Genomic DNA, 19,505 nt, shown 5'->3' with positions numbered 1-19,505 from the left:
ACGAAAGGGGTAGGGCTGTGCATGGGGTAGGTCAATGGCACGCCCCGGATTGAGCTTTGCGCCCGAAGCGCTTATTTGACGCTCATGTATACCATTGCCGCCCTATATCACTTCACCCGCTTTGAGGACCCCGCCGCGCTCAAGCCTGCGCTGCTCGCGCTTTGCGAGGCGCAATCGGTCATGGGCACGTTGCTTTTGGCCCCCGAAGGGGTGAACGGCACGATCGCCGGGCCGCGCGCCGGGATCGACGCGGTGATCGCCCATCTGCGCGCCCTGCCCGGCTGCGCGGATCTGGAGTGGAAAGAGGCGACGAGCGACAAGCCGCCTTTTGGCAAGATGAAGGTCCGCATCAAGCGCGAGATCGTCACTATGGGCCAGCCCGATGTCGATCCGCGCGCCAAGGTGGGGCACTATGTCGACCCCAAAGAGTGGAACGAATTGATCCGCTCGCCCGATGTGGCGGTGATCGACACGCGCAACAATTACGAAGTGGCCATCGGCACCTTTGAAGGCGCGGTCGACCCGCAGACCGAAAGCTTCGGCGAATTCCCCGCGTGGTGGGAGGCGAACAAAGACCGCTTCCACAATAAGAAGATCGCGATGTTCTGTACCGGCGGCATCCGTTGTGAGAAATCAACCAATTACCTCATTGGTCAGGGCGTTGAGGATGTCTTTCACCTTAAGGGCGGCATCCTGAAATACCTCGAAGAGGTGCCCGAACAGGAAAGCACGTGGGAAGGCGATTGCTTTGTCTTCGACAACCGCGTCAGCGTCGGCCACGGGCTGCGCGAAGGGCCGCATATGCTCTGTCACGGGTGCCGCCGTCCGATCCTGCCTGAGGATACGAAACACCCCGCCTATGAGGCTGGCGTTTCCTGTCATCAATGTGCGGAAGAGACTTCGGAGGCTGACAAGGAACGATTCCGCGAACGTCAGCGCCAGATCATGTTGGCGAAAGAACGTGCCGCGCGGGAGCAGGGCTAAAAGCCATCAACGATCCGACAGCGCGAACCCCGCATAGGCAAAAGGCATGACCGCCCGGCGAAAGCGGCCCAACTCGAACCGTGCTAGCGGGGCGCGCATGGGAGCGGGATAGGGCCGCTCTGGCGTTTTGCCGCGTACCAGATCAGCCAAAAGCGCGCCGGAATAACTGCCCATCGCCACGCCATTGCCATGGTAACACAGCCCCGCGAACATGCCCGGTTGATCCGGCACCTCGCCCACAAAGGGCATCCGGTTGCGCGCGATACAGACCATGCCGGACCAGCCATGCGGCGTTTCAACATTGCGCCACGCGGGGAACATCGCCTCGAAATCCGCCCGTGCGCGGCGCAGGGCACGCGCCTCGGACGCCGGGTTAGACAGCAACCCGCCGCGCACGCCGAACAACATGCGATTGTCGGGCATCAGGCGAAAGTAATGAAGCAGGTGGCGGCTGTCATAGCTGGCTTGCTGGCTCGTCCAGCCTTGCGCGGCCAGCTCGCCTTCGGTCATCGGGCGGGTCACGATCACGCTGGATTGCGTCGGCATGTAACGCGCGGCAAGCCACGGCGGCAGGTCTTCGGAGGAATAGCCGTTGGTGGCGATGATCACCCGCTCGGCGCGGATGGAGCCCTTGGGGGTGGTAACGTCGAATGCGCCCTCGCGCCGGGTCACGTTGAGGGCTGGGCTGTTGTGATAGATCGTCGCCCCCGCCTCTTCGGCGGCCTGCGCTAGGGCGGTTACGTATTTTCGGGGGTTGAGACCAAAGCCAATCGGCACGGTGATCGCGCCTTCGAAATCCGCATTCAGCCCTTCGGCAGCAAGGTCGGTCCTTTCGGTCAGCCGCACCGTGACGCCGTAATTCTCTGCGTAATAGTCCAGCTTGCCGCGCATCTCATCGAAATCGCGGGGGCGGTGGGCAAGCTGGGTTTCGCCTTGGGAATGCCGGTCGACATCGACACCGCGGGTGGTGATAAAATCCTCCACTTGCCGGACCGCGGCCAATTCGGCCTGCCGCCAACCGAGCCGCCCCTCCCGCCCAAACTTGCGATCAAGCATGGCGTCTTCCAGCATCCCGCCGCCCAAGCAGCAAAAGCCCCCGTTGCGGCCCGAAGCGCCAAAGCCCACCCGCTCGGCCTCCAGCACCGTGGCCCCTACCCCGGCCTGCGCCAGATGCAGCGCCGCGTTGAGGCCGGTGAACCCGCCGCCGATGATCACCACATCGGCCTGCGCGTCGCCGTGCTGCGCCGGACGATCCGGCGCGGCGCAGGTTTCATCCCACCAGCAGCCCGCGCGGGGTGCTTCGGAATAGGCGAAGGCCGGGTAGATGCGCCTCATGTGGCAGGCCGTTCCGCCGCACGCGTCTCCTCCTGTGCGCGTAGGCTTGAGCGCTTGCTGACCAGCGAGGCGGTGATGACCCCCACGGTGACGATGGCGATCATGATCGTCGAGAGCGCATTGATCTCTGGCGAGACGCCAAGCCGCACTGCCGAGAAGATCTTGATCGGCAGCGTTGTGGCCGATGGCCCAGCGGTGAAGGAGGCGATCACCAGATCATCAAGGCTGAGCGTGAAGGCCAAAAGCCAGCCTGAGATCACCGCAGGCGCGATGATCGGCAGGGTGACAAGCCGGAACGCTTCCCAAGGGGACGAACCCAGATCAAGCGCGGCCTCTTCTAGCGAGCGGTCAAAGGACACCAACCGCGACGACACGACGACCGAGACATAGCACATCGAAAAGGTCGTATGCGCCAGCACAATGGTCAGCACCCCCCGGTCCAGCCCGATGCCGATGAACAAGAGCAGCAGCGATAGGCCGGTGATGACTTCGGGCATCACCAGTGGCGCGTAGATCATCCCCGAAAACAGCGTCCGCCCCATAAACCGCCCGCCGCGCACCAGCACATAGGCGGCCATTGTGCCCAAGACAGTGGCGATGGAAGACGACACCACGGCGACTTTGATCGTCACCCAAGCGGCGTTCAAGAAGGCCTCGTTTTGCAGCAATTCGCCATACCACTGGGTCGAAAAGCCAGCCCAGACCGTCACCAGTTTCGAGGCGTTAAAGCTGTAGATCACCAGAATGATCATCGGCAGGTAAAGAAAAGCAAACCCCAGCGTCAGCGAGGTCACGTTGAACCATGTCATCCGCTTCATTGTTCGGCCTCCGCCTGTTTCTGCTGGTTACGTTGGAACAGGATGATCGGAATGATCAGGATCAGCAGCAAGATCACGGCAACGGCGCTCGCCACCGGCCAGTCGCGGTTGTTAAAGAACTCTTCCCAGAGCACTTTGCCGATCATCAGCGTGCCCGAACCGCCCAAAAGCGAGGGGATCACGAATTCGCCCAAAGCGGGGATGAAGACCAGAAAACTGCCCGCCACGATGCCATTGCGCGACAGCGGAATCGTCACCAGCCAGAAGGCTTGCAGCCGCGAACAGCCCAAATCCTCGGCCGCCTCGTTTAGCGATTCATCCAGACGGTCCAGCGCAGCGTAAATCGGCAAGATCATGAACGGCAGGTAGGTATAGACGATGCCGATATAGACTGCCGTGTTGGTATTAAGGATCTGTAAAGGCTCTGCCGTTAGACCCACCCACATCAGCAATTGATTCAGCAGCCCTTCGTTGCTGAGAATGCCCATCCACGCATAGACGCGGATCAAGAAGGAGGTCCAGAAGGGTAAGATCACCAACATCATCAATGTGGCGCGCCACTCTTCGGGGGCGCGGGCCATGCCGTAGGCGATGGGATAGCCGACCAGCAACGTAAAGGCGGTAGAGATCACCGCGATGCGCAGCGAACTAAGGTAGGCTTTCCAATAAAGATCGTCAGAGGCGAGGAAGGCGAAATTCTCGAAATCCAGCTGCGCAATCAACGCGCTGATGCCGTCCTTGATGGTCGGCGTATAGGGCGGGATCGCCAGCGCCGTGTCGGACAGCGAGATTTTGAAAACGATCAGGAAAGGTACCAGAAACAGCGCCAGCAGCCAGAAATACGGGACCGCGATCAGGGCAAAGCGACGCATATTCATTGCGCCAACAAAACGCCTGCGGTGGCGCTCCATGAAATCCAGACCGGGTCTTCCCACGTGATGTCACGCCGCGCGATGCGCCGGGTGTTGGCCGTCTGCGCCTTAATCACCTGCCCGCCGGGCAGTTCGACGTGATAGGTGGAGAGGTTCCCCAGATAAGCGATATCGAGCACTTTGCCCTGTAGCGCGTTGGGCGCGTCCTCGGGCCGGTCGGTCGAGATTTTTATTTTCTCAGGTCGGATCGCCAGATGGGCCTGCTGCCCCTCGCTGAACGGCAAGGCGGAGGTCGCGGTCAGCGGCGGCTGCCCCTCGATCCAGTTCAGATGGTATTGATCTTGACCGATGGCCTTGGTGCTGGCCGTGATGATGTTCACGTCACCGATGAAGTCGGCCACATAGACAGAATTGGGTGCCTCATAGATCTCGGCCGGGGTGGCCACCTGAATGACGCGGCCCTCGTCCATCACCGCCACGCGGGAGGCAACGGTCATCGCCTCTTCTTGGTCGTGGGTCACGATGACAAAGGTGGTGCCGGTGGATTCTTGAATGTCCATCAGTTCAAACTGGGTATCTTGGCGCAGCTTTTTGTCGAGAGCGCCTAAGGGTTCATCCAGCAACAAAAGCTTCGGAGCTTTCGCAAGCGACCGGGCAAGCGCCACGCGCTGCCGTTGGCCACCGGAAATCTGATGGGGCTTACGGCGAGCGAATTTCTCAAGGCGGGTGAGCTTGAGCATCTCGGCCACGCGGGCCTCAATCGCGTCTTTGCTCATCTTATCGCGGCGCAGGCCGAAGGCGATATTGTCCCAAATGCTTAGATGCGGGAACAGCGCGTAGGACTGGAACATCATGTTCACCGCACGTTTGTTCGGCGGCACCGGCGCGATGTCTTGCCCTGCCAATTCGATCCGCCCCGATGTCGGGTTTTCAAACCCCGCCAGCATCCTCATCATCGTGGTCTTGCCACAGCCAGAAGGCCCAAGCAGGGCAAAGAATTCCTGTGCGTAGATGTCCAAAGACAGATCATCGATGGCGACGAATTCACCGAATTTCTTGGTCACATTCTTAAAGCGAATGAGCGGCTTTTCGTCAGGGTTGTTCCAGGGGGCGAAAACGGTTGGGCTCACGATTGAGACATCCTTTGATCAGGTCGCGGAGGGCAAGAAAAAGGGGCGCGACCAGACTGGCCGCACCCCTTGTCTCAGATCAGGTACCGGACTTGATCTTAGTCCAGAGCCGGGTCACCACGCGCTGAACTTTTGGCGGGTAAGGTGTGGTGGTGAACAGGTTGTCCAACGCCGCCTCAGAAGGGTAGATCGCGGGGTCGCCGATCACATCTTCGACCAGATGTTCTTGCGAGGCTTTATTGCCGTTCGCGTAGTAAACATAGTTCGACGCAGCCGCCATATTTTCGGCGTCCATGATAAAGTTAAGAAACTTATGCGCGCCCTCGGGGTTTGGCGCATCGGCCGGGATGGCCATTTGGTCAAACCACATCTGCGCCCCTTCGGAGGGAGCATTATAGGCCACTTCAACGCCGTTTTCAGCTTCGGCCGCGCGGTCACGGGCCTGCAGAATATCGCCGGACCAGCCGACTGCGACGCAAACGTCACCATTCGCTAGAGCATTGATATATTCCGAGGAGTGGAACTTCTGGATATAGGGGCGGATCGGCATGAAGACGTCTTCGGCCTTCGCGATGACATCGGGGTCATGGCTGTTGGGGTCTTCGCCGATGTAGTTCAGCGCTGCGGGAATCATCTCGGCCGGGGCATCGAGGAAATGCACGCCACAATCGGCCAGTTTTTCCATATTGGCAGGGTCGAAAACCAGATCCCAGGAGTCGACCGGGGCGTCTTCGCCCAAAACCTCTTTGACCTTGCCGAGGTTTACGCCGATCCCGGTGGTGCCCCACATGTAGTTGATCGAATGTGCGTTGTCGGGATCATATTGTTCGGTCCGCGAGGAGACTACGTCCCACATATTTTCCAAGTTGGGCAGCTTGGAGGCGTCCAGCGGCTGGAATGCCCCGGCAGTGATCTGGCGCTGCAGGAAGGTGCCCGTGGGCACAACCACGTCATAGCCCGACCCACCGGACAGCATTTTGGTTTCCAGCATTTCGTTGCTGTCGAACACATCATAGACCAGTTCGATGCCGGTCTCTTCTTCAAATTTCTCCAGCAGGGATTCATCGATGTAGTCGGACCAGTTGTAGACCCGAACTGTTTCGGCAGAAGCGGCACCTGCCATCAAGGTGGCAACGGCGGCGCTGCTTAGTAGCACATGTTTCATATCATACTCCCGTTAGACAGGTCGGGTTGATCCCCACCTTTCGTCAATTTGATCAAGTTTTGCCTCTTCGGGCAAGATGGTTTATGCTTTCATGCAGAAGGAAATGCTGCAAGCTACGGCGAAACAAGATGGAAAGACCGCTCCCATGGGTTCAGAAAAAACCGATTCGAGACTGCTTCCCGCCGCCGACGCGGCGGCCAAGACACCCATCCATCAGCATGTATATGAACGTCTGCGCAAGATGATTCTTTTCGGCGATTTGGCCCCCGGTCAGGGGGTGACGATCCAAGGCCTGACAGCCGCGCTTGACGCGGGCATGACCCCCGTTCGCGAGGCCATCCGCCGCTTGATTTCCGAAGGCGCGTTAACCCATTTGGGCAACCGCCGGGTTACCGTGCCAGAACTCACCCATACGGGCCTTGAAGAACTGGGTTTCATGCGTGAAACGCTAGAGCCAGAGCTGACACGGCGGGCCGCGGAACGCATGACAAAAGGGCGTATGGACGCCCTGAAAGAGTGCGACACCGCGCTGAACCTTGCCATCGACCGGGGCGATGTTGGCGGCTACTTGATGCAGAACTACAACTTCCACGCAATGATCTATGACCTTGCCGAAGCGCCGATCATGGCCGCCACGGTAGATCGGCTTTGGCTGCGGTTCGGCCCTTCGCTGCGGGTGGTCTGTGGGCGCTATGGCACCAGCAATCTGCCCGATAAACACGCAGAGCTTATGGCTGCCTTTTCTGCAGGCAACGTCATTCTCGCCGGGGAGGTCATGGCAGGCGATGTTGCCCAAGGAATGAGCCAAATCCGCGCAGCTCTTGATGGATTGCCCGTTCCGCGTTGATTCGATTGACATGCTATAATTTGATCATATTCTCCGACGAAGATTAATTTTCACGCAGATAGAAGGTGCGTCCCCATGCCGCCAATCACGAATCACCTCCCCACCGCAGACCTTCAGGCCCTTGATGCGGCACATCACATGCACCCTTTCACCACCAATGACGACTTGGGTAAAAAGGGCGCGCGCATCATCACGCGGGCCAAGGGCATCTATCTGACCGACAGCGAAGGCAACGAAATCCTCGACGCGATGGCGGGGCTTTGGTGTGTGAACCTTGGCTATGGCCGCGAAGAGATGGGCAAAGTAGCCGCGCGGCAGATGAATGAACTGCCCTATTACAACACCTTCTTCCAAACGACTCATGTGCCCGCCATCGCGCTGGCCAAGGAACTGGCCGACCTCGCCCCCGGTGATCTGAACCACGTCTTTTTCGCCGGTTCCGGATCAGAGGCGAATGACACCAACCTGCGCATGGTTCGCACCTATTGGGCGCAAAAGGGCAAACCCGAAAAGAGCCACATCATCAGCCGCAAGAACGCCTATCACGGGTCCTCTGTTGGATCGGCCAGCCTTGGGGGCATGACGCCGATGCACGAACAGGGTGGTCTTCCGATCCCCGGCATCCATCATATCGGCCAACCCGATTGGTACGCCGAAGGGGGCGACCAATCCCCCGAGGAGTTCGGCCTCGCCCGCGCACGTGAGTTGGAGGAGAAAATCCTTGAACTGGGCGCGGATAAGGTCGCTGCGTTCATTGGTGAGCCCGTGCAGGGTGCCGGTGGCGTTGTCATCCCGCCCAGCACTTACTGGCCTGAAATCCAGCGCATTTGTGAAAAGCATGACATCTTGCTGATCGCCGACGAAGTGATCTGCGGCTTTGGCCGGACAGGCAACTGGTTCGGCTCGCAAACCATGGGCATCACGCCGCATATCATGACCATCGCCAAGGGGCTCAGCTCTGGCTATGCACCGATTGGCGGGTCAATCGTTTGTGACGAGGTGGCTGAGGTCATCAACGCCTGCGAATTCAACCACGGCTACACATATTCCGGCCACCCGGTCTGCGCCGCCGTGGCGCTGGAAAACCTGCGTATCATGCAAGAAGAGAACATCATCGACCATGTGCGCGACGTCGCCGCCCCCGCGCTAAAAGAAGCGCTGGAAAAACTGGGTGAACATCCCTTGGTCGGTGGGGTTAACGTCTCTGGCCTTATGGCGTCCTTGCCCCTGACACCGCATAAAGAAAGCCGTGCCAAATTTGCCACCGATGGTGGCGTGGCGGGGTATACCTGCCGGGAGCATTGCTTTGCCAATAATCTGGTGATGCGCCATGTGGGCGACCGGATGATCATCTCTCCGCCGTTGATCATCACGCCCGAAGAGATCAAGATTTTCGCCGAACGGGCCACCAAGGCGCTGGATGCGACTTATGCGGACCTGAAAGACAAAGACCTGTTGAAAGCAGCGTCCTAAGCAACCGGGCTGCCCCCACGTAGGGCGGCCCGTTACTCTTTGCGTAGGCGTTCCAGCAGCCGGGGAGAGGCATAGCCATCTGGCGCAATCCCCTCGGCTTGTTGGAAGCTGCGCACGGCGTTGACGGTCAGCGGGCCTATTTTTGCGTCGATCTTTTGCGTGTCAAACCCGGCTTTGGTCAGCAAGGTCTGCAATTCGATCCGCTCATCAAAGCTCAGCGCGCGGTCTTCACGCGGCCAGTCTTGCTGAAACTCTTCCGCGCCACCGATCCTATCCGCCAGATGGCCCACGCCGATGACATAGGCATCAGCGGTGTTGTAACGCTCGATCACTTCGAAGTTCGGGAAAATCATGAAGGCCGCGCCCTGCGCCCCGGCGGGCAGCAGCACAGACGCCGGACCGTGATCTGCCACCGCAGAGCCGTCCCGCGCGGTCACACCAAGCGCCGCCCATTCCGCCGGGGTTTTGGTGACCTCACGATCGGCCAGCAAATAGTCGAACCCCTCGGGCAAGGCCACTTCGACGCCCCAAGGCTGACCTTCGGTCCAACCGAAATGCTTGAGATAGGCTGCGGTCGACGCAAGCGCATCACCGGGATTATCGCCCCAAATGTCGCGCCGCCCGTCACCATCCCAGTCAACGGCATGGGCGTGGAAGGACGACGGCATAAACTGCGTATGCCCCATCGCGCCCGCCCAAGAGCCGCGCAATTGTTCAGCATCGGTATCCCCCGCCTGAAGGATGCGCAGCGCATCGATTAATTCGCCCTCAAAAAACTCGGCCCGCCGCGCGTCATAGGCAAGGGTGGCCAGCGAAGACAGCACACTATCGCCGCCCCGGAAGCTGCCATAGGCGCTCTCTAACCCCCAGATCGCAGTGACGATCTCTTTCTCGACGCCGTATTTCGCTTCGATATCTTCCAGCGTACGCTGCCACTGTGCCAGCGCCTTCTGCCCGTTCTGCACCCGCAGGTCCGAGGTCGCGGTATCAAGGTAATCCCAGATCGTCTTGGTAAATTCCGACTGGTTGCGGTCGCGGCGGATCACCTCAGGGTCATAGCTTACCGTATCAAGCGCGCGGTCAAAGACATCTGGATCAATGTTCTCTTGCAGGGCGCGGGGGCGGAATTCTTTTACCCAAGCGCGAAGCCCCGCATCGTCGCCCATGGTTTCCACAGGTGCATCCTGACCCGCCGGGGTAGAGGAGACGAGCACAACCTCAGACGCACGCGGCGCGGGGCGCGCGGATTCAGACGGGCCGGACCCGAAGGCCGGAACCGCCATACCCGCGGTCGCCATAATGCTTGAAATCATCGCATAGTGCCGGATCATAAACGCCTCGCCTGATAAAGTTGCGGTAAATCCTATGCGTGCCCCGCCCCGGTGGGAAGGGAGGGGCACAAGCATCCGCAAAGCTCCGCCGGTTTGCCGCCTCAGCGGCGGGTGCGGGTCACTTTGCGTTTGATCTTGTCTTTCTTGCGCTTGGCCTTCACGGCCTTGCCGCGCGGGTTGCGACCCGCCGGGCTACGCCGACCAGCGCCCCCGCCTTGTTTTACCTTCTGATCTTCGATCTCAAGCAGTTCCAGCGCGATGCCCCCTGTCACCGGGACCGCCTCGGCCAAGCGCACGGTCACGCGCTGGCCGATGCCGATGATCATGCCGGTATCGGAGCCCATCAGCGTCTGCGCCTCGGCGTCGTGGTGGAAATACTCGCGCCCCAAAGAGCGCATCGGCACCAGCCCATCGGCGCCGGTTTCGTCCAGCTTCACGAACGCGCCGAACCGCGCGATGCCGCTGATGCGCCCGGTGAATTCATTGCCCACACGTTCTGACAGAAAGGCAGCGAGGTAGCGGTCGGTCGTGTCCCGCTCCGCCACCATTGAGCGCCGCTCGGTGTCCGAGATATGCGCGCCGGTCTGTTCCAGCCCTTCAATTTCTTCCACCGTCAGCCCGTCTTTGCCCCAGCCATGCGCCGTGATCAGCGCACGGTGGACAATGAGGTCGGCATAGCGCCGGATCGGGGAGGTGAAATGCGCGTAAGACCGCAACGCAAGGCCAAAGTGCCCGATGTGCGCAGGGCCGTAATAGGCCTGCGTCAGCGAGCGCAGGGTGCTGATGTTGATCAATTCGGCGTCGTCGGTGCCCGCCGCCTGATCCAGCAGCCGGTTCAGATGCGATGTCATCAGCACCTGCCCCTTGGCCAGCGTCAGCCCGGCCGCCTGCGCCGTCTCGCGCAGGGATTCCAGTTTCTCCGGTGAGGGCTCCTCGTGGATGCGGAACAGCAGCGGCGTTTTCTTTTTCAGCAAGGTCTCGGCGGCAGCGACATTGGCCAGCACCATGAACTCTTCGATCAGCTTATGCGCGTCGAGCCTTTCGCGGAAGTTGACCGATTTTACCTTGCCGTCGTCGCCCAATTCGATGCGGCGTTCGGGGAGGTCCAATTCCAGCGGCTGGCGCTCGGCCCGGGCCAGCTTCAACGCGCCATAAGCGGCGTAGAGCGGCTTCAGCACCGGCTCCAACAGAGGTCCGGTGCGGTCATTCGGATTGCCGTCGATGGCGTCCTGCACCTCTTCGTAATGCAAGGATGCGGGCGAGCGCATCAGCCCGCGATGGAACGTATGACCGGTCTTGTTGCCCTTGGCGTCCAGCACCATACGCACGGCGATACAGGCGCGCGGGACACCTTCGTGCAATGAACACAGGTCGCCCGACAGGCGATCCGGCAGCATCGGCACAACGCGGTCGGGGAAATAGGTGGAGTTGCCCCGTTTGCGCGCCTCGACATCCAGCGCCGAACCGGGCGTGACATAGGCGGCCACATCGGCGATGGCGACCCAGACGACATGACCACCCTCGTTCTTGGGGTCTTCATCCGCATGGGCATAGCAGGCGTCATCATGGTCACGCGCATCCGACGGGTCGATGGTGACTAATGGCAGATCACGCAGGTCTTCGCGGCCCTTAAGGCCCTGTGGCTTCGCTGCATCGGCTTGTGCGATCACCGCATCGGGGAAGTCATCGGGAATGCCGTGCTGATGGATCGCGATAAGTGACACTGCACGCGGCTCTGATGGGTCGCCCAACCGCTCGACAATTCGCGCACGGGGAGAGCCCATGCGCCCCTTTGGTCCGGTCTGCTCGGCCTCGACCAATTCGCCATCCTTGGCTCCGTGGGTATGGTCCGCCCCGACGCGCCATTCACGGTCTGCGCCCTTGTCGATCGGCACGATCCGCCCGCCCTCGGCAGCCTTGCGGAAGATGCCCAGCACCTTTTTCGGGTTGCTGCTAATGCGCCGGATCAGCCGCGCCTCATAATGGTGGTCTTCGCCCTTCACCAGCGTCAGCCGCGCCAGAATGCGGTCGCCTTCGCCAAGGGCGGGGTCGCTGTCGCGCGGGATCAGCAGCACGACGGGCTCTTTCCCCTCACCGAGCCATTCCATCGGCTTGGCAAACAGATCGCCATCCTTGTCCGGCCCCGTGACCAACAGCACCGAGACCGGCGGCAAGCGATCCGGATCTTGATAGCTGCGCTTGCGCTTCTCCAGATGGCCTTCGGCCTCCAGCTCTTTCAGTACGCGCTTCAGATCGATCCGCGCCGCTCCTTTGATGCCAAAGGCTTTGGCGATGTCGCGCTTGGCGGTCAGCGTGGGGTTCTGTTCGATCCAGTCGAGGATCTCGGATTTGCTGGGTATCTTGCTCATACCTAAGCAGGTAGCACGCAGCCCCCCTGTCGTCATGGCAAATCGTGAATTTCGTCCACGTCGCGCAGGGTGGAGACTTCGGCGATGCGGTAGCCCGGCAGGGTCGCGCGGCTGTCGGACAGCGCATGGGGGCCGGACCAGCGCACCCCGTCAAACAGGCTGGGCGGCGCGCGGCGGGGGTGTTTTAGCCCAACGAGCCAGTAGCCGCCGTCAGGTGCAGGACCAAAAACCGCGTCATGGCTGCCAAGCGTTTTGAACGCGCGAGCCAATTCAGCCCGGTTAACCCCCGGAATATCCGCCCCGATCACGCAAGCCGGCCCCGGTGCCGCGCGCAGCATCCGTGCCATGCGGTCGCCCAGATTGCCCCTGCCCTGCGGCCAGCGGGGCAAATGCGCGGGCCAAACCCGGCTTTGCAGCCCTTCGACATCCGGCGCGACAGCCAGCACCACTTGCCAACGCGGATCTTCGATGCGGCGCAGCAGGCGGCGCGTCTGGTGGCGAAACCACCATGCCGCGCCCACCATGCCGACGTCACGGCCCAGCCGGGTTTTCACCCGACCGGGATGCGGTTCTTTCACCATAACGATGAGCGTTGGTTTCACGTGAAATAATCCCGCAGCACGCGCGCGTAGATGGATTTAAGCTGGTGGATATGCTCGACCCGCACATGTTCATCGACTTGGTGCATGGATTGACCGACCAGACCGAACTCCACCACCGGGCAATGCGCCTTGACGAAACGCGCATCCGAGGTGCCGCCCGTGGTCGAGAGCTCCGGTTTTACGCCCGTCTCAGCCTCGACCGCGCCTGAGATCAGATCAGACAGCGCGCCCGGCGGCGTGATAAAGCTTTCGCCCGAAATCTTAATTTGCACATCCACCTGCACGCCAAACTCGGCTGCGATTTTATCCGCCTCGCTGCGCAGCCAATCACTTAGGCCGTCGCCGGAATGGTGGTCGTTGAACCGAATATTTACCGCACCGCGACATTGGGCCGGGATTACATTGGTGGCTTTGTTGCCAGTGTCGACCGTTACAACCGCCAGCGTGGAAGGATCAAAATGATCGCTGCCCTGATCCAACTCATGGCTCGCCAAACGGTCCATCAGCCGCATCATCGCAGGCAGCGGGTTGTTGGCCCGGTGCGGATAGGCCGCGTGGCCCTGTTTACCCGTCACCTTGAAATGCGCATTCATCGACCCGCGCCGCCCGATCTTGATCATGTCGCCCATCGTCTCTGGGCAGGTCGGCTCGCCCACCAGACAGACATCCATGCGCTCGCCGTTTTCGGCCATGTAATCCAGCAATGCCGTCGTTCCGTCGACGGCGTCACCCTCTTCATCCCCGGTGATCGCCAGCACGATAGACCCATCTGCCAGTGTGTCACCCACGAAATCCACCGCCGCCGCGACAAAGGCCGCCACGCCCGATTTCATATCAGTGGTGCCACGGCCATACATGATGCCATCTTTCACTTCGGCACCAAAGGGCAGCACGGACCAATCCGCTTCGTCTCCGATTGGCACAACGTCGGTGTGCCCGTTAAAGCCGAAGGACTTGTGGTTGCCCTTCTTCCCCCAACGAGCAAAGAGGTTGCAAACACCGCCCCGGTCAACCCGCGTGCAGTCAAACCCAGCGGTACCCAAAACTTCCTCCAGCACTTCAAGCGCGCCGTCGTTGATGGGGGTCACAGAGGCGCAGCGCACCAGTTTCGCGGTGAGTTCAGCAGGATCGAGACCGGACATTTCGGCTCCTTTTCAGGGTATTTCGCGTTTCCCGATACTTTTGTGGGGAAAAACCTAAGATGCCAAGGGGGGCCAGCGCAAATCCCCGCGAGGATCAGCGTTGAAGTCGCAATACGATTGAAATGTCAGTCGAAGAATGGCGTCATCTGCGCGACGATGACCGAATTCTCTTCCAAAGCGCGTTGCATGAGTTCGCGTTCTTCGCTGTCGATCTCCTGACCTTCGGCCTCGCGCTCTTCCAGCGTGCCATAGCCGGTCACGTCGAGCGGGTTGGTGTCAGCTTGTTTCAGGATCGCCACGGTTTCGCGAACCGCTTCGGCTTCATCAATCCCAGATGCAAAACACATCAGCGCGGCACCGGTGGCCTTGTCGGGCAAACCGTCACCATCCTTGCGCCCGATCTGCACCAAAAGGGTAAAGACCTGCTGGCGCGAAGGTTTTTTGGTTTTCTTAGGTTCAGACATGATAAGGGCCGCCGATTGCTTTCGGCAGCCCTAACCTTTTCGCATAGACTTGGAAAGGGGCCGTAGCCCCCGCCGTTATGACTTGCCGCGCACCATCCGGGTGACCCAGATCAACAGACATGCACCGATCACACCGACGACGAGTTGACCCAACCAACCGCCCAGCGTGCTGCCGACGATCAGAACCAAGAGCCAGTTCGCGACCAAGGCACCAACGATGCCAAGGATGATGTTCATGATCAGACCCATGTCCGACTTCATGATTTTTTCCGCGATCCAGCCTGCAAGGCCGCCTACGATGATTGCGGCAAACCAACCAATACCAGTCATGTTGTTAATCTCCTTTAAATTCAGGGATCAACGCCATGACCGGGCATTTGGTTCCCTCAGTCGCGCAGCAACTCGTTGATCGAGGTCTTGGAGCGGGTCTTGGCATCCACCCGTTTGACGATCACAGCGCAATAAAGGTTCACGTTGTTTTTCGACGGCATGGTACCTGCAACAACGACCGACCCTGCGGGGACTTCGCCATACATGATCTCACCGGTTTCGCGGTCGACGATCTTGGTCGACTGGCCGATGAAGACACCCATGCCCAGCACCGAACCTTCGCGCACGATGCAGCCTTCGACGACTTCTGAGCGCGCGCCGATAAAGCAATTGTCTTCGATGATGGTCGGGCCTGCCTGCATCGGCTCCAACACGCCGCCAATGCCGACGCCGCCCGAGAGGTGAACGTTCTTGCCGATCTGCGCGCAGCTGCCGACGGTCGCCCATGTGTCAACCATGGTGCCACTATCCACATAGGCGCCGATGTTCACGAAGGACGGCATCAGCACCACGCCGGGCGCGATAAAGGCCGAGCGGCGCACAACGCAGTTCGGCACGGCGCGGAAACCGGCCTCTTTCCACTCGGCATCGCCCCAGCCTTTGAATTTGCTGTCGACCTTGTCCCACCAGCCAGCGCCCTGCGGGCCGCCCTCTTGATGCTCCATATCCTTAATGCGGAAGCCCAGCAGCACGGCCTTCTTGGCCCATTGGTTAACCTTCCAGTTGCCGTCTTCCTGCTTTTCCGCCACGCGCAGCTTGCCGCTGTCGAGCGCATTCAGCGTCTCTTCGATGGCGTCGCGCACTTCGCCGGTGGTGGCGGACGTGATCTGGTCGCGGGTATCCCAAGCGGCTTCGATGGCGGTTTCAAGTTGGGCGTTGGACATGGGGCAAGTCTCCGAATGTGAAAAGGCCTTTTGAGGGCTATAGCCTCGCACTGCCGAGGGTGCAATTGCCGGGCAAAGTGAGGCGTGGTCATTCTGCGACCAACAATGCATGTTGACCTGAACGGCCATCGCGCCACCTGAGCCAAGCCCTAGACCAAGGAAAGACCCGAGGATGACCGAGGAACACCGCCACCCCCTGCGCCGCGCCAATGTTGACCGCGCCAAGGCCCAAGACGCCCCCGACACGCCACAGACCCGCGCGCCCGCCTACCGTCTGGCCTTTACCGACGATGACTTCATGTGCCGCGATGAGTTGCGCCCGGTGCGCCTGCAACTGGAACTGCTCAAGCCGGAGTTGCTGCTGGATGCCCACGGCATCCAATCGACCATCGTGCTTTTTGGCGGTGCGCGCATTCCCGCGCCAGCCGATAAACACACCGCCCGCACCAAGACGCTGGCCGACCTGTCGCGTTTTTATGATGAAACGCGCACCTTTGCCCGCCTGATGACCGAAAAGTCGATGGAGACCGGCGGCGTGGAGAACGTCATCGTCACTGGCGGGGGCCCGGGTGTGATGGAGGCTGGCAACCGCGGCGCGTTGGACGCAGGTGGCCATTCCATCGGCCTGAACATCGTGCTGCCGTTTGAGCAGGCGCCCAACGAATATGTCACGCCGGAGCTTTGCTTTAACTTCCACTATTTCGCGATCCGCAAGATGCATTTCCTGATGCGTGCCCGCGCGATCTGTGTTTTCCCCGGTGGTTTCGGCACCATGGACGAGCTTTTTGAGGCGCTGACGCTGATCCAGACCGGCCGGATGAATCGCGTGCCCTTCTTGCTGTTTGGGCGCGAGTTCTGGAAAAAAATCATCAACTGGGACGCGCTGGCCGATGCTGGGACGATCTCTGCCGAAGACCTCGACCTGTTCCGCTTTGTCGAAAGCGCGGATGAGGCGATGGAGGTGATCGACAATTGGGAAACTGCTCCCGCCCGCGAACATGTGCCGGGCCGGGAAGAGGTCGAAGATCATGGCTAATCGGGCTTTGCCCGGCCCCGTCACCGGGTAAAGGTCTGGCCCAAGGCCACTTCGGCCCCTTGGACAATATCGCGCAGGATATCGGCTGCGGGTTTGACCGCGCCGATCAGCCCTGTGACCTCTCCGACAAAGGCATTGGCAGTGCGGGCATCCCCTTCTGCCACTGCCGCCTGCCAGCGCGGCAACTCCTGCGCCAGAGCGGCGCGCAGCCCGTCAGGGTCATCATGCCAGCGGTCGGTGAACTCATTACGCAGCACGCGGCCCGTGTAGCGTTGGGGCCAGTCATAGCCGCGCATGATGTCGGTCACCGTGCTGCGCAGCGTGTCATCGCCGCTCGCTTTGATCGCTGCCTCAAGCATAGCAGGATGCACCAGCGCCTCTTCTGACGCCCAGAAACGTGAGCCCACGACCACCCCATCGGCCCCCAGCATTAGCGCCGCCGCCAGCCCGCGCCCATCGCCCACGCCACCTGCGGCACAAAGCAGCGTGTCAGGTGCGTGGCGGGCAATGTAATCGGCGACCTCTGGCACCAGCGTAAAGGTCGCGCGTTTCTCGCCGTGGCCACCGGCTTCGGCCCCTTGGGCGACGATGATCTCGGCCCCCAGATCGATCGCATGGGCGGCATCGCGCAGGGTTTGCACCTGACAGATCAGCGGCACTTTGGCCGCTTGGATCGCGGGGACGAACTCTGCCGGATCGCCGAAGGAAAGAAAGACCGCCGCCGGATTGCGGGCGAGCACCTGCTCCAACGCCTGCGGATGCTCGCGCAGTTTCCAAGTGATAAAACCGCAGCCGACCGATTGGTTGCCCGCCACATCCATCTGCTCGGCGATCCAATCGCCGGCATCATAAGCCCCGCCGATCATCCCCAAACCACCCGCGCCTGAGACCGCCGCCGCGAGCCGCCCGCCTGCGGCGAAGGCCATCGGCGCTTGGATAATCGGGTGGTCGATCCCCAGCCGTTTGGTCAGCCGCGTGGTCAGCATCGCCTACCGCCCCGCCAGAATGGCGTCAGCGGCCTTTTCGGCGATCATCACCGTCGGCGAAGCCGTGTTGCCCGAGACGATCTTGGGCATGATCGACGCATCCACCACACGCAGACCGCCTAAGCCATGCACCCGCAGATCGCTATCGACCACCGCCATCGGGTCGCTGCCCATCTTGCAGGTGCCGACGGGATGGAAAATCGTCGTGGCAATATCGCGTGCCTTGTCGAGCAGGTCTTCGTCGCTCTGCACAGCAGGGCCGGGCAAGATTTCCTCGGGCTGATAGGGGTGCAACGCCTTGGCCGTCATAATGTGTCGCGCCTGTTTCATGGCCGCGACCGCGATGCGCTTGTCGCTCTCGGCGGAAAGATAGTTCAGACGGATGTCGGGCTGCACCGCGCTGTCGCGGCTGGTCAGATGGCAAGAGCCGATACTCTCAGGCCGCAGGTTACAGACCGAAACGGTGATCGCGGGGAAGGGATGAAGCGGATCGCCCAGCTTGTCGGTCGACAGGGGCTGAACGTGGTATTCCAGATCGGGCGTCTCCAACGCGGGGTCGGACTTGGTGAACATGCCGAACTGGCTGGGCGCCATCGCCAAGGGGCCGCTGCGCCGCAGAAGATATTCCAGCCCCATCCGCCCCTTCCCCCAAAGCGAATGGGTCATCGTGTTGAGCGTCTTGGTGTTTTGAACTTTATAAACGGTGCGGATCTGCAAATGGTCCTGAAGGCTTTCCCCCACGCCGGGCAGTTCATGCAGCGTGGTGATCCCCATGCCGCTCAAAAGCTCGCTCTGTCCAATACCTGACAGCTCCAAGATTTTCGGCGAGTTGATCGCCCCGGCGGCCAAGAGCACCTCCGCCTCGGCCACGGCCCGAAGGGCGCGGCCCTTATGGGTGAAACGGACGCCGGTCACACGCTTGCCCTCAAGGATCAGCCCATTGGTATGGGCATGGGTCATCACCCGAAGATTGGGCCGCTGCATCGCCGGGCGGAGGAAGCCACGCGCGGTGTTCCAGCGCACGCCGTCCTTTTGGTTCACCTCGAAAAAGCCCGACCCTTCGTTGTCGCCGTCATTGAAATCGGCACGCGGTTCGATCCCGAACTCCCGCGCGCCGTCCTGCACGGCCTCCAGAATGTCCCACCGCAGACGCTGTTTGCTGACCTTCCACTCGCCCCCCGCGCGGTGCATGTCATTATCGCCCGCGTGGTGATCTTCGGACTTGAGGAAATAGGGCAGCACGTCGTCCCAGCTCCACCCGATGTTGCCGAGTTGCCGCCAGTGGTCATAATCCGCCGCCTGCCCGCGCATGTAGATCATGCCGTTGATGGAGCTACAGCCGCCCAGCACTTTGCCGCGCGGATAGGTCAGAGAGCGCCCGTTCAACCCCGGCTCAGGGGCGGTTTTCATCATCCAATCGGTGCGCGGATTGCCAATGCAGTAGAGATAGCCCACCGGCACCTTGACCCAGTGGTAATTGTCATCCCCCCCGGCCTCGAGCAGCAAGACGTTATTGGCCGGATCGGCACTGAGACGGTTGGCAAGTACACAGCCTGCGGTGCCTGCGCCGACGATGATGTAATCATAGCGGCCCTCTAGCTGTGTCTCGTCGTGCATGGTGATCCCTTCCCAATATGCCTGCGCCGCCTCCCGGCTCGATATTGGTAGAGCGCCCGGCGACAGGTCACAATCCCTGCCGTAAATGAAGCGCACCGCCCCCTCTGCCGACCTTTTGCC

General features: G+C 60.9%; 18 protein-coding genes. 4 read left to right on the top strand and 14 right to left on the bottom strand.

Annotated elements, in window-relative coordinates; translation table 11 throughout:
- The first annotated feature begins 84 nt into the window (after positions 1-84).
- Positions 85-984 carry an oxygen-dependent tRNA uridine(34) hydroxylase TrhO gene (trhO, locus tag ACSQ16_RS03160; protein WP_243263231.1) on the top strand — a complete coding sequence of 300 codons (900 nt, stop codon included), beginning with the start codon at positions 85-87 and terminating at the stop codon, positions 982-984.
- A 6-nt stretch (positions 985-990) separates the two neighbouring features.
- Here the strand turns inward: trhO and ACSQ16_RS03155 are convergent, their stop codons facing one another.
- From ACSQ16_RS03155 to ACSQ16_RS03135, 5 genes are all read right to left on the bottom strand, one after another.
- Positions 991-2,319 (bottom strand): NAD(P)/FAD-dependent oxidoreductase, encoded by a 1,329-nt coding sequence (locus tag ACSQ16_RS03155; RefSeq protein ID WP_435988589.1) that lies wholly within the window; start codon positions 2,317-2,319, stop codon positions 991-993.
- Positions 2,316-3,137, bottom strand: coding sequence for an ABC transporter permease (locus ACSQ16_RS03150; RefSeq protein ID WP_243261723.1), 822 nt, complete (start codon positions 3,135-3,137; stop codon positions 2,316-2,318). Before ACSQ16_RS03150 ends, ACSQ16_RS03155 begins: the two co-directional genes overlap by 4 nt.
- On the bottom strand, positions 3,134-4,009 hold the full coding sequence (locus ACSQ16_RS03145; RefSeq protein ID WP_243263232.1) for an ABC transporter permease subunit: 876 nt from the start codon (positions 4,007-4,009) through the stop codon (positions 3,134-3,136). Before ACSQ16_RS03145 ends, ACSQ16_RS03150 begins: the two co-directional genes overlap by 4 nt.
- 2 nt (positions 4,010-4,011) lie before the next feature.
- Positions 4,012-5,139, bottom strand: coding sequence for an ABC transporter ATP-binding protein (locus tag ACSQ16_RS03140; RefSeq protein WP_243261724.1), 1,128 nt, complete (start codon positions 5,137-5,139; stop codon positions 4,012-4,014).
- Positions 5,140-5,218: 79 nt separating this feature from the next.
- Positions 5,219-6,304, bottom strand: coding sequence for a polyamine ABC transporter substrate-binding protein (locus tag ACSQ16_RS03135; protein ID WP_093927481.1), 1,086 nt, complete (start codon positions 6,302-6,304; stop codon positions 5,219-5,221).
- 145 nt (positions 6,305-6,449) lie between these two features.
- On the opposite strand from ACSQ16_RS03135, the gene ACSQ16_RS03130 reads away from it, so the two are divergent.
- The gene (locus ACSQ16_RS03130) at positions 6,450-7,151 is read left to right on the top strand and encodes a GntR family transcriptional regulator (protein WP_093927482.1); all 702 of its coding nucleotides are present in this window, start codon (positions 6,450-6,452) and stop codon (positions 7,149-7,151) included.
- A 75-nt stretch (positions 7,152-7,226) separates the two neighbouring features.
- Complete coding sequence (locus ACSQ16_RS03125) at positions 7,227-8,624, top strand: aspartate aminotransferase family protein (RefSeq protein WP_243261725.1); 1,398 nt, start codon at positions 7,227-7,229, stop codon at positions 8,622-8,624.
- A 32-nt stretch (positions 8,625-8,656) separates the two neighbouring features.
- On the opposite strand, the gene ACSQ16_RS03120 is transcribed toward ACSQ16_RS03125, so the two are convergent.
- From ACSQ16_RS03120 to dapD, 7 genes are all read right to left on the bottom strand, one after another.
- The gene (locus tag ACSQ16_RS03120) at positions 8,657-9,955 is read right to left on the bottom strand and encodes a lytic murein transglycosylase (protein ID WP_243261726.1); all 1,299 of its coding nucleotides are present in this window, start codon (positions 9,953-9,955) and stop codon (positions 8,657-8,659) included.
- 101 nt (positions 9,956-10,056) lie between these two features.
- Complete coding sequence (gene rnr / locus ACSQ16_RS03115; protein WP_435988588.1) at positions 10,057-12,324, bottom strand: ribonuclease R; 2,268 nt, start codon at positions 12,322-12,324, stop codon at positions 10,057-10,059.
- A gap of 32 nt (positions 12,325-12,356) precedes the next feature.
- Positions 12,357-12,926, bottom strand: coding sequence for a TIGR04282 family arsenosugar biosynthesis glycosyltransferase (locus ACSQ16_RS03110; RefSeq protein WP_243261728.1), 570 nt, complete (start codon positions 12,924-12,926; stop codon positions 12,357-12,359).
- Entirely contained in the window at positions 12,923-14,068 is a 1,146-nt protein-coding gene (gene dapE / locus ACSQ16_RS03105) for a succinyl-diaminopimelate desuccinylase (RefSeq protein WP_243261729.1), read from the bottom strand. The genes ACSQ16_RS03110 and dapE overlap by 4 nt, the downstream gene beginning before the upstream one ends.
- A 125-nt stretch (positions 14,069-14,193) precedes the next feature.
- Positions 14,194-14,532, bottom strand: coding sequence for a hypothetical protein (locus ACSQ16_RS03100; RefSeq protein WP_093927488.1), 339 nt, complete (start codon positions 14,530-14,532; stop codon positions 14,194-14,196).
- Positions 14,533-14,607: 75 nt separating this feature from the next.
- On the bottom strand, positions 14,608-14,862 hold the full coding sequence (locus ACSQ16_RS03095; protein ID WP_093927489.1) for a GlsB/YeaQ/YmgE family stress response membrane protein: 255 nt from the start codon (positions 14,860-14,862) through the stop codon (positions 14,608-14,610).
- A gap of 56 nt (positions 14,863-14,918) precedes the next feature.
- Complete coding sequence (gene dapD, locus ACSQ16_RS03090) at positions 14,919-15,746, bottom strand: 2,3,4,5-tetrahydropyridine-2,6-dicarboxylate N-succinyltransferase (RefSeq protein WP_243261730.1); 828 nt, start codon at positions 15,744-15,746, stop codon at positions 14,919-14,921.
- Positions 15,747-15,918: 172 nt separating this feature from the next.
- Here dapD and ACSQ16_RS03085 point away from each other — a divergent pair, with 172 nt between their 5' ends.
- On the top strand, positions 15,919-16,782 hold the full coding sequence (locus tag ACSQ16_RS03085; protein WP_243261731.1) for an LOG family protein: 864 nt from the start codon (positions 15,919-15,921) through the stop codon (positions 16,780-16,782).
- A 20-nt stretch (positions 16,783-16,802) separates the two neighbouring features.
- Here ACSQ16_RS03085 and ACSQ16_RS03080 read toward each other — a convergent pair whose 3' ends face one another.
- Both ACSQ16_RS03080 and ACSQ16_RS03075 read right to left on the bottom strand, forming a co-directional pair.
- On the bottom strand, positions 16,803-17,768 hold the full coding sequence (locus ACSQ16_RS03080; protein WP_243261732.1) for an NAD(P)H-dependent flavin oxidoreductase: 966 nt from the start codon (positions 17,766-17,768) through the stop codon (positions 16,803-16,805).
- A 3-nt stretch (positions 17,769-17,771) separates the two neighbouring features.
- Positions 17,772-19,385 carry a GMC family oxidoreductase gene (locus ACSQ16_RS03075; protein ID WP_243261733.1) on the bottom strand — a complete coding sequence of 538 codons (1,614 nt, stop codon included), beginning with the start codon at positions 19,383-19,385 and terminating at the stop codon, positions 17,772-17,774.
- Between the last annotated feature and the right edge of the window lie 120 nt (positions 19,386-19,505).

The organism is Sulfitobacter sp. SH24 (assembly GCF_965641895.1).
GTDB lineage: Bacteria > Pseudomonadota > Alphaproteobacteria > Rhodobacterales > Rhodobacteraceae > Sulfitobacter > Sulfitobacter dubius.
Note: the sequence above shows the minus strand (reverse complement) of the source record. Positions and strands in the feature narration are given on the sequence as shown.

Excerpts from the sequence above, each read along its gene's own strand:
- trhO (WP_243263231.1), top strand. The coding sequence starts at position 85 with ATGTATACCATTGCCGCCCTATATCACTTCACCCGCTTTGAGGACCCC.
- ACSQ16_RS03155 (WP_435988589.1), bottom strand. The coding sequence starts at position 2,319 with ATGAGGCGCATCTACCCGGCCTTCGCCTATTCCGAAGCACCCCGCGCG.
- ACSQ16_RS03150 (WP_243261723.1), bottom strand. The coding sequence starts at position 3,137 with ATGAAGCGGATGACATGGTTCAACGTGACCTCGCTGACGCTGGGGTTT.
- ACSQ16_RS03145 (WP_243263232.1), bottom strand. The coding sequence starts at position 4,009 with ATGCGTCGCTTTGCCCTGATCGCGGTCCCGTATTTCTGGCTGCTGGCG.
- ACSQ16_RS03135 (WP_093927481.1), bottom strand. The coding sequence starts at position 6,304 with ATGAAACATGTGCTACTAAGCAGCGCCGCCGTTGCCACCTTGATGGCA.
- ACSQ16_RS03130 (WP_093927482.1), top strand. The coding sequence starts at position 6,450 with ATGGGTTCAGAAAAAACCGATTCGAGACTGCTTCCCGCCGCCGACGCG.
- ACSQ16_RS03125 (WP_243261725.1), top strand. The coding sequence starts at position 7,227 with ATGCCGCCAATCACGAATCACCTCCCCACCGCAGACCTTCAGGCCCTT.
- ACSQ16_RS03120 (WP_243261726.1), bottom strand. The coding sequence starts at position 9,955 with ATGATCCGGCACTATGCGATGATTTCAAGCATTATGGCGACCGCGGGT.
- rnr (WP_435988588.1), bottom strand. The coding sequence starts at position 12,324 with ATGAGCAAGATACCCAGCAAATCCGAGATCCTCGACTGGATCGAACAG.
- dapE (WP_243261729.1), bottom strand. The coding sequence starts at position 14,068 with ATGTCCGGTCTCGATCCTGCTGAACTCACCGCGAAACTGGTGCGCTGC.
- ACSQ16_RS03100 (WP_093927488.1), bottom strand. The coding sequence starts at position 14,532 with ATGTCTGAACCTAAGAAAACCAAAAAACCTTCGCGCCAGCAGGTCTTT.
- ACSQ16_RS03095 (WP_093927489.1), bottom strand. The coding sequence starts at position 14,862 with ATGACTGGTATTGGTTGGTTTGCCGCAATCATCGTAGGCGGCCTTGCA.
- dapD (WP_243261730.1), bottom strand. The coding sequence starts at position 15,746 with ATGTCCAACGCCCAACTTGAAACCGCCATCGAAGCCGCTTGGGATACC.
- ACSQ16_RS03085 (WP_243261731.1), top strand. The coding sequence starts at position 15,919 with ATGACCGAGGAACACCGCCACCCCCTGCGCCGCGCCAATGTTGACCGC.
- ACSQ16_RS03080 (WP_243261732.1), bottom strand. The coding sequence starts at position 17,768 with ATGCTGACCACGCGGCTGACCAAACGGCTGGGGATCGACCACCCGATT.
- ACSQ16_RS03075 (WP_243261733.1), bottom strand. The coding sequence starts at position 19,385 with ATGCACGACGAGACACAGCTAGAGGGCCGCTATGATTACATCATCGTC.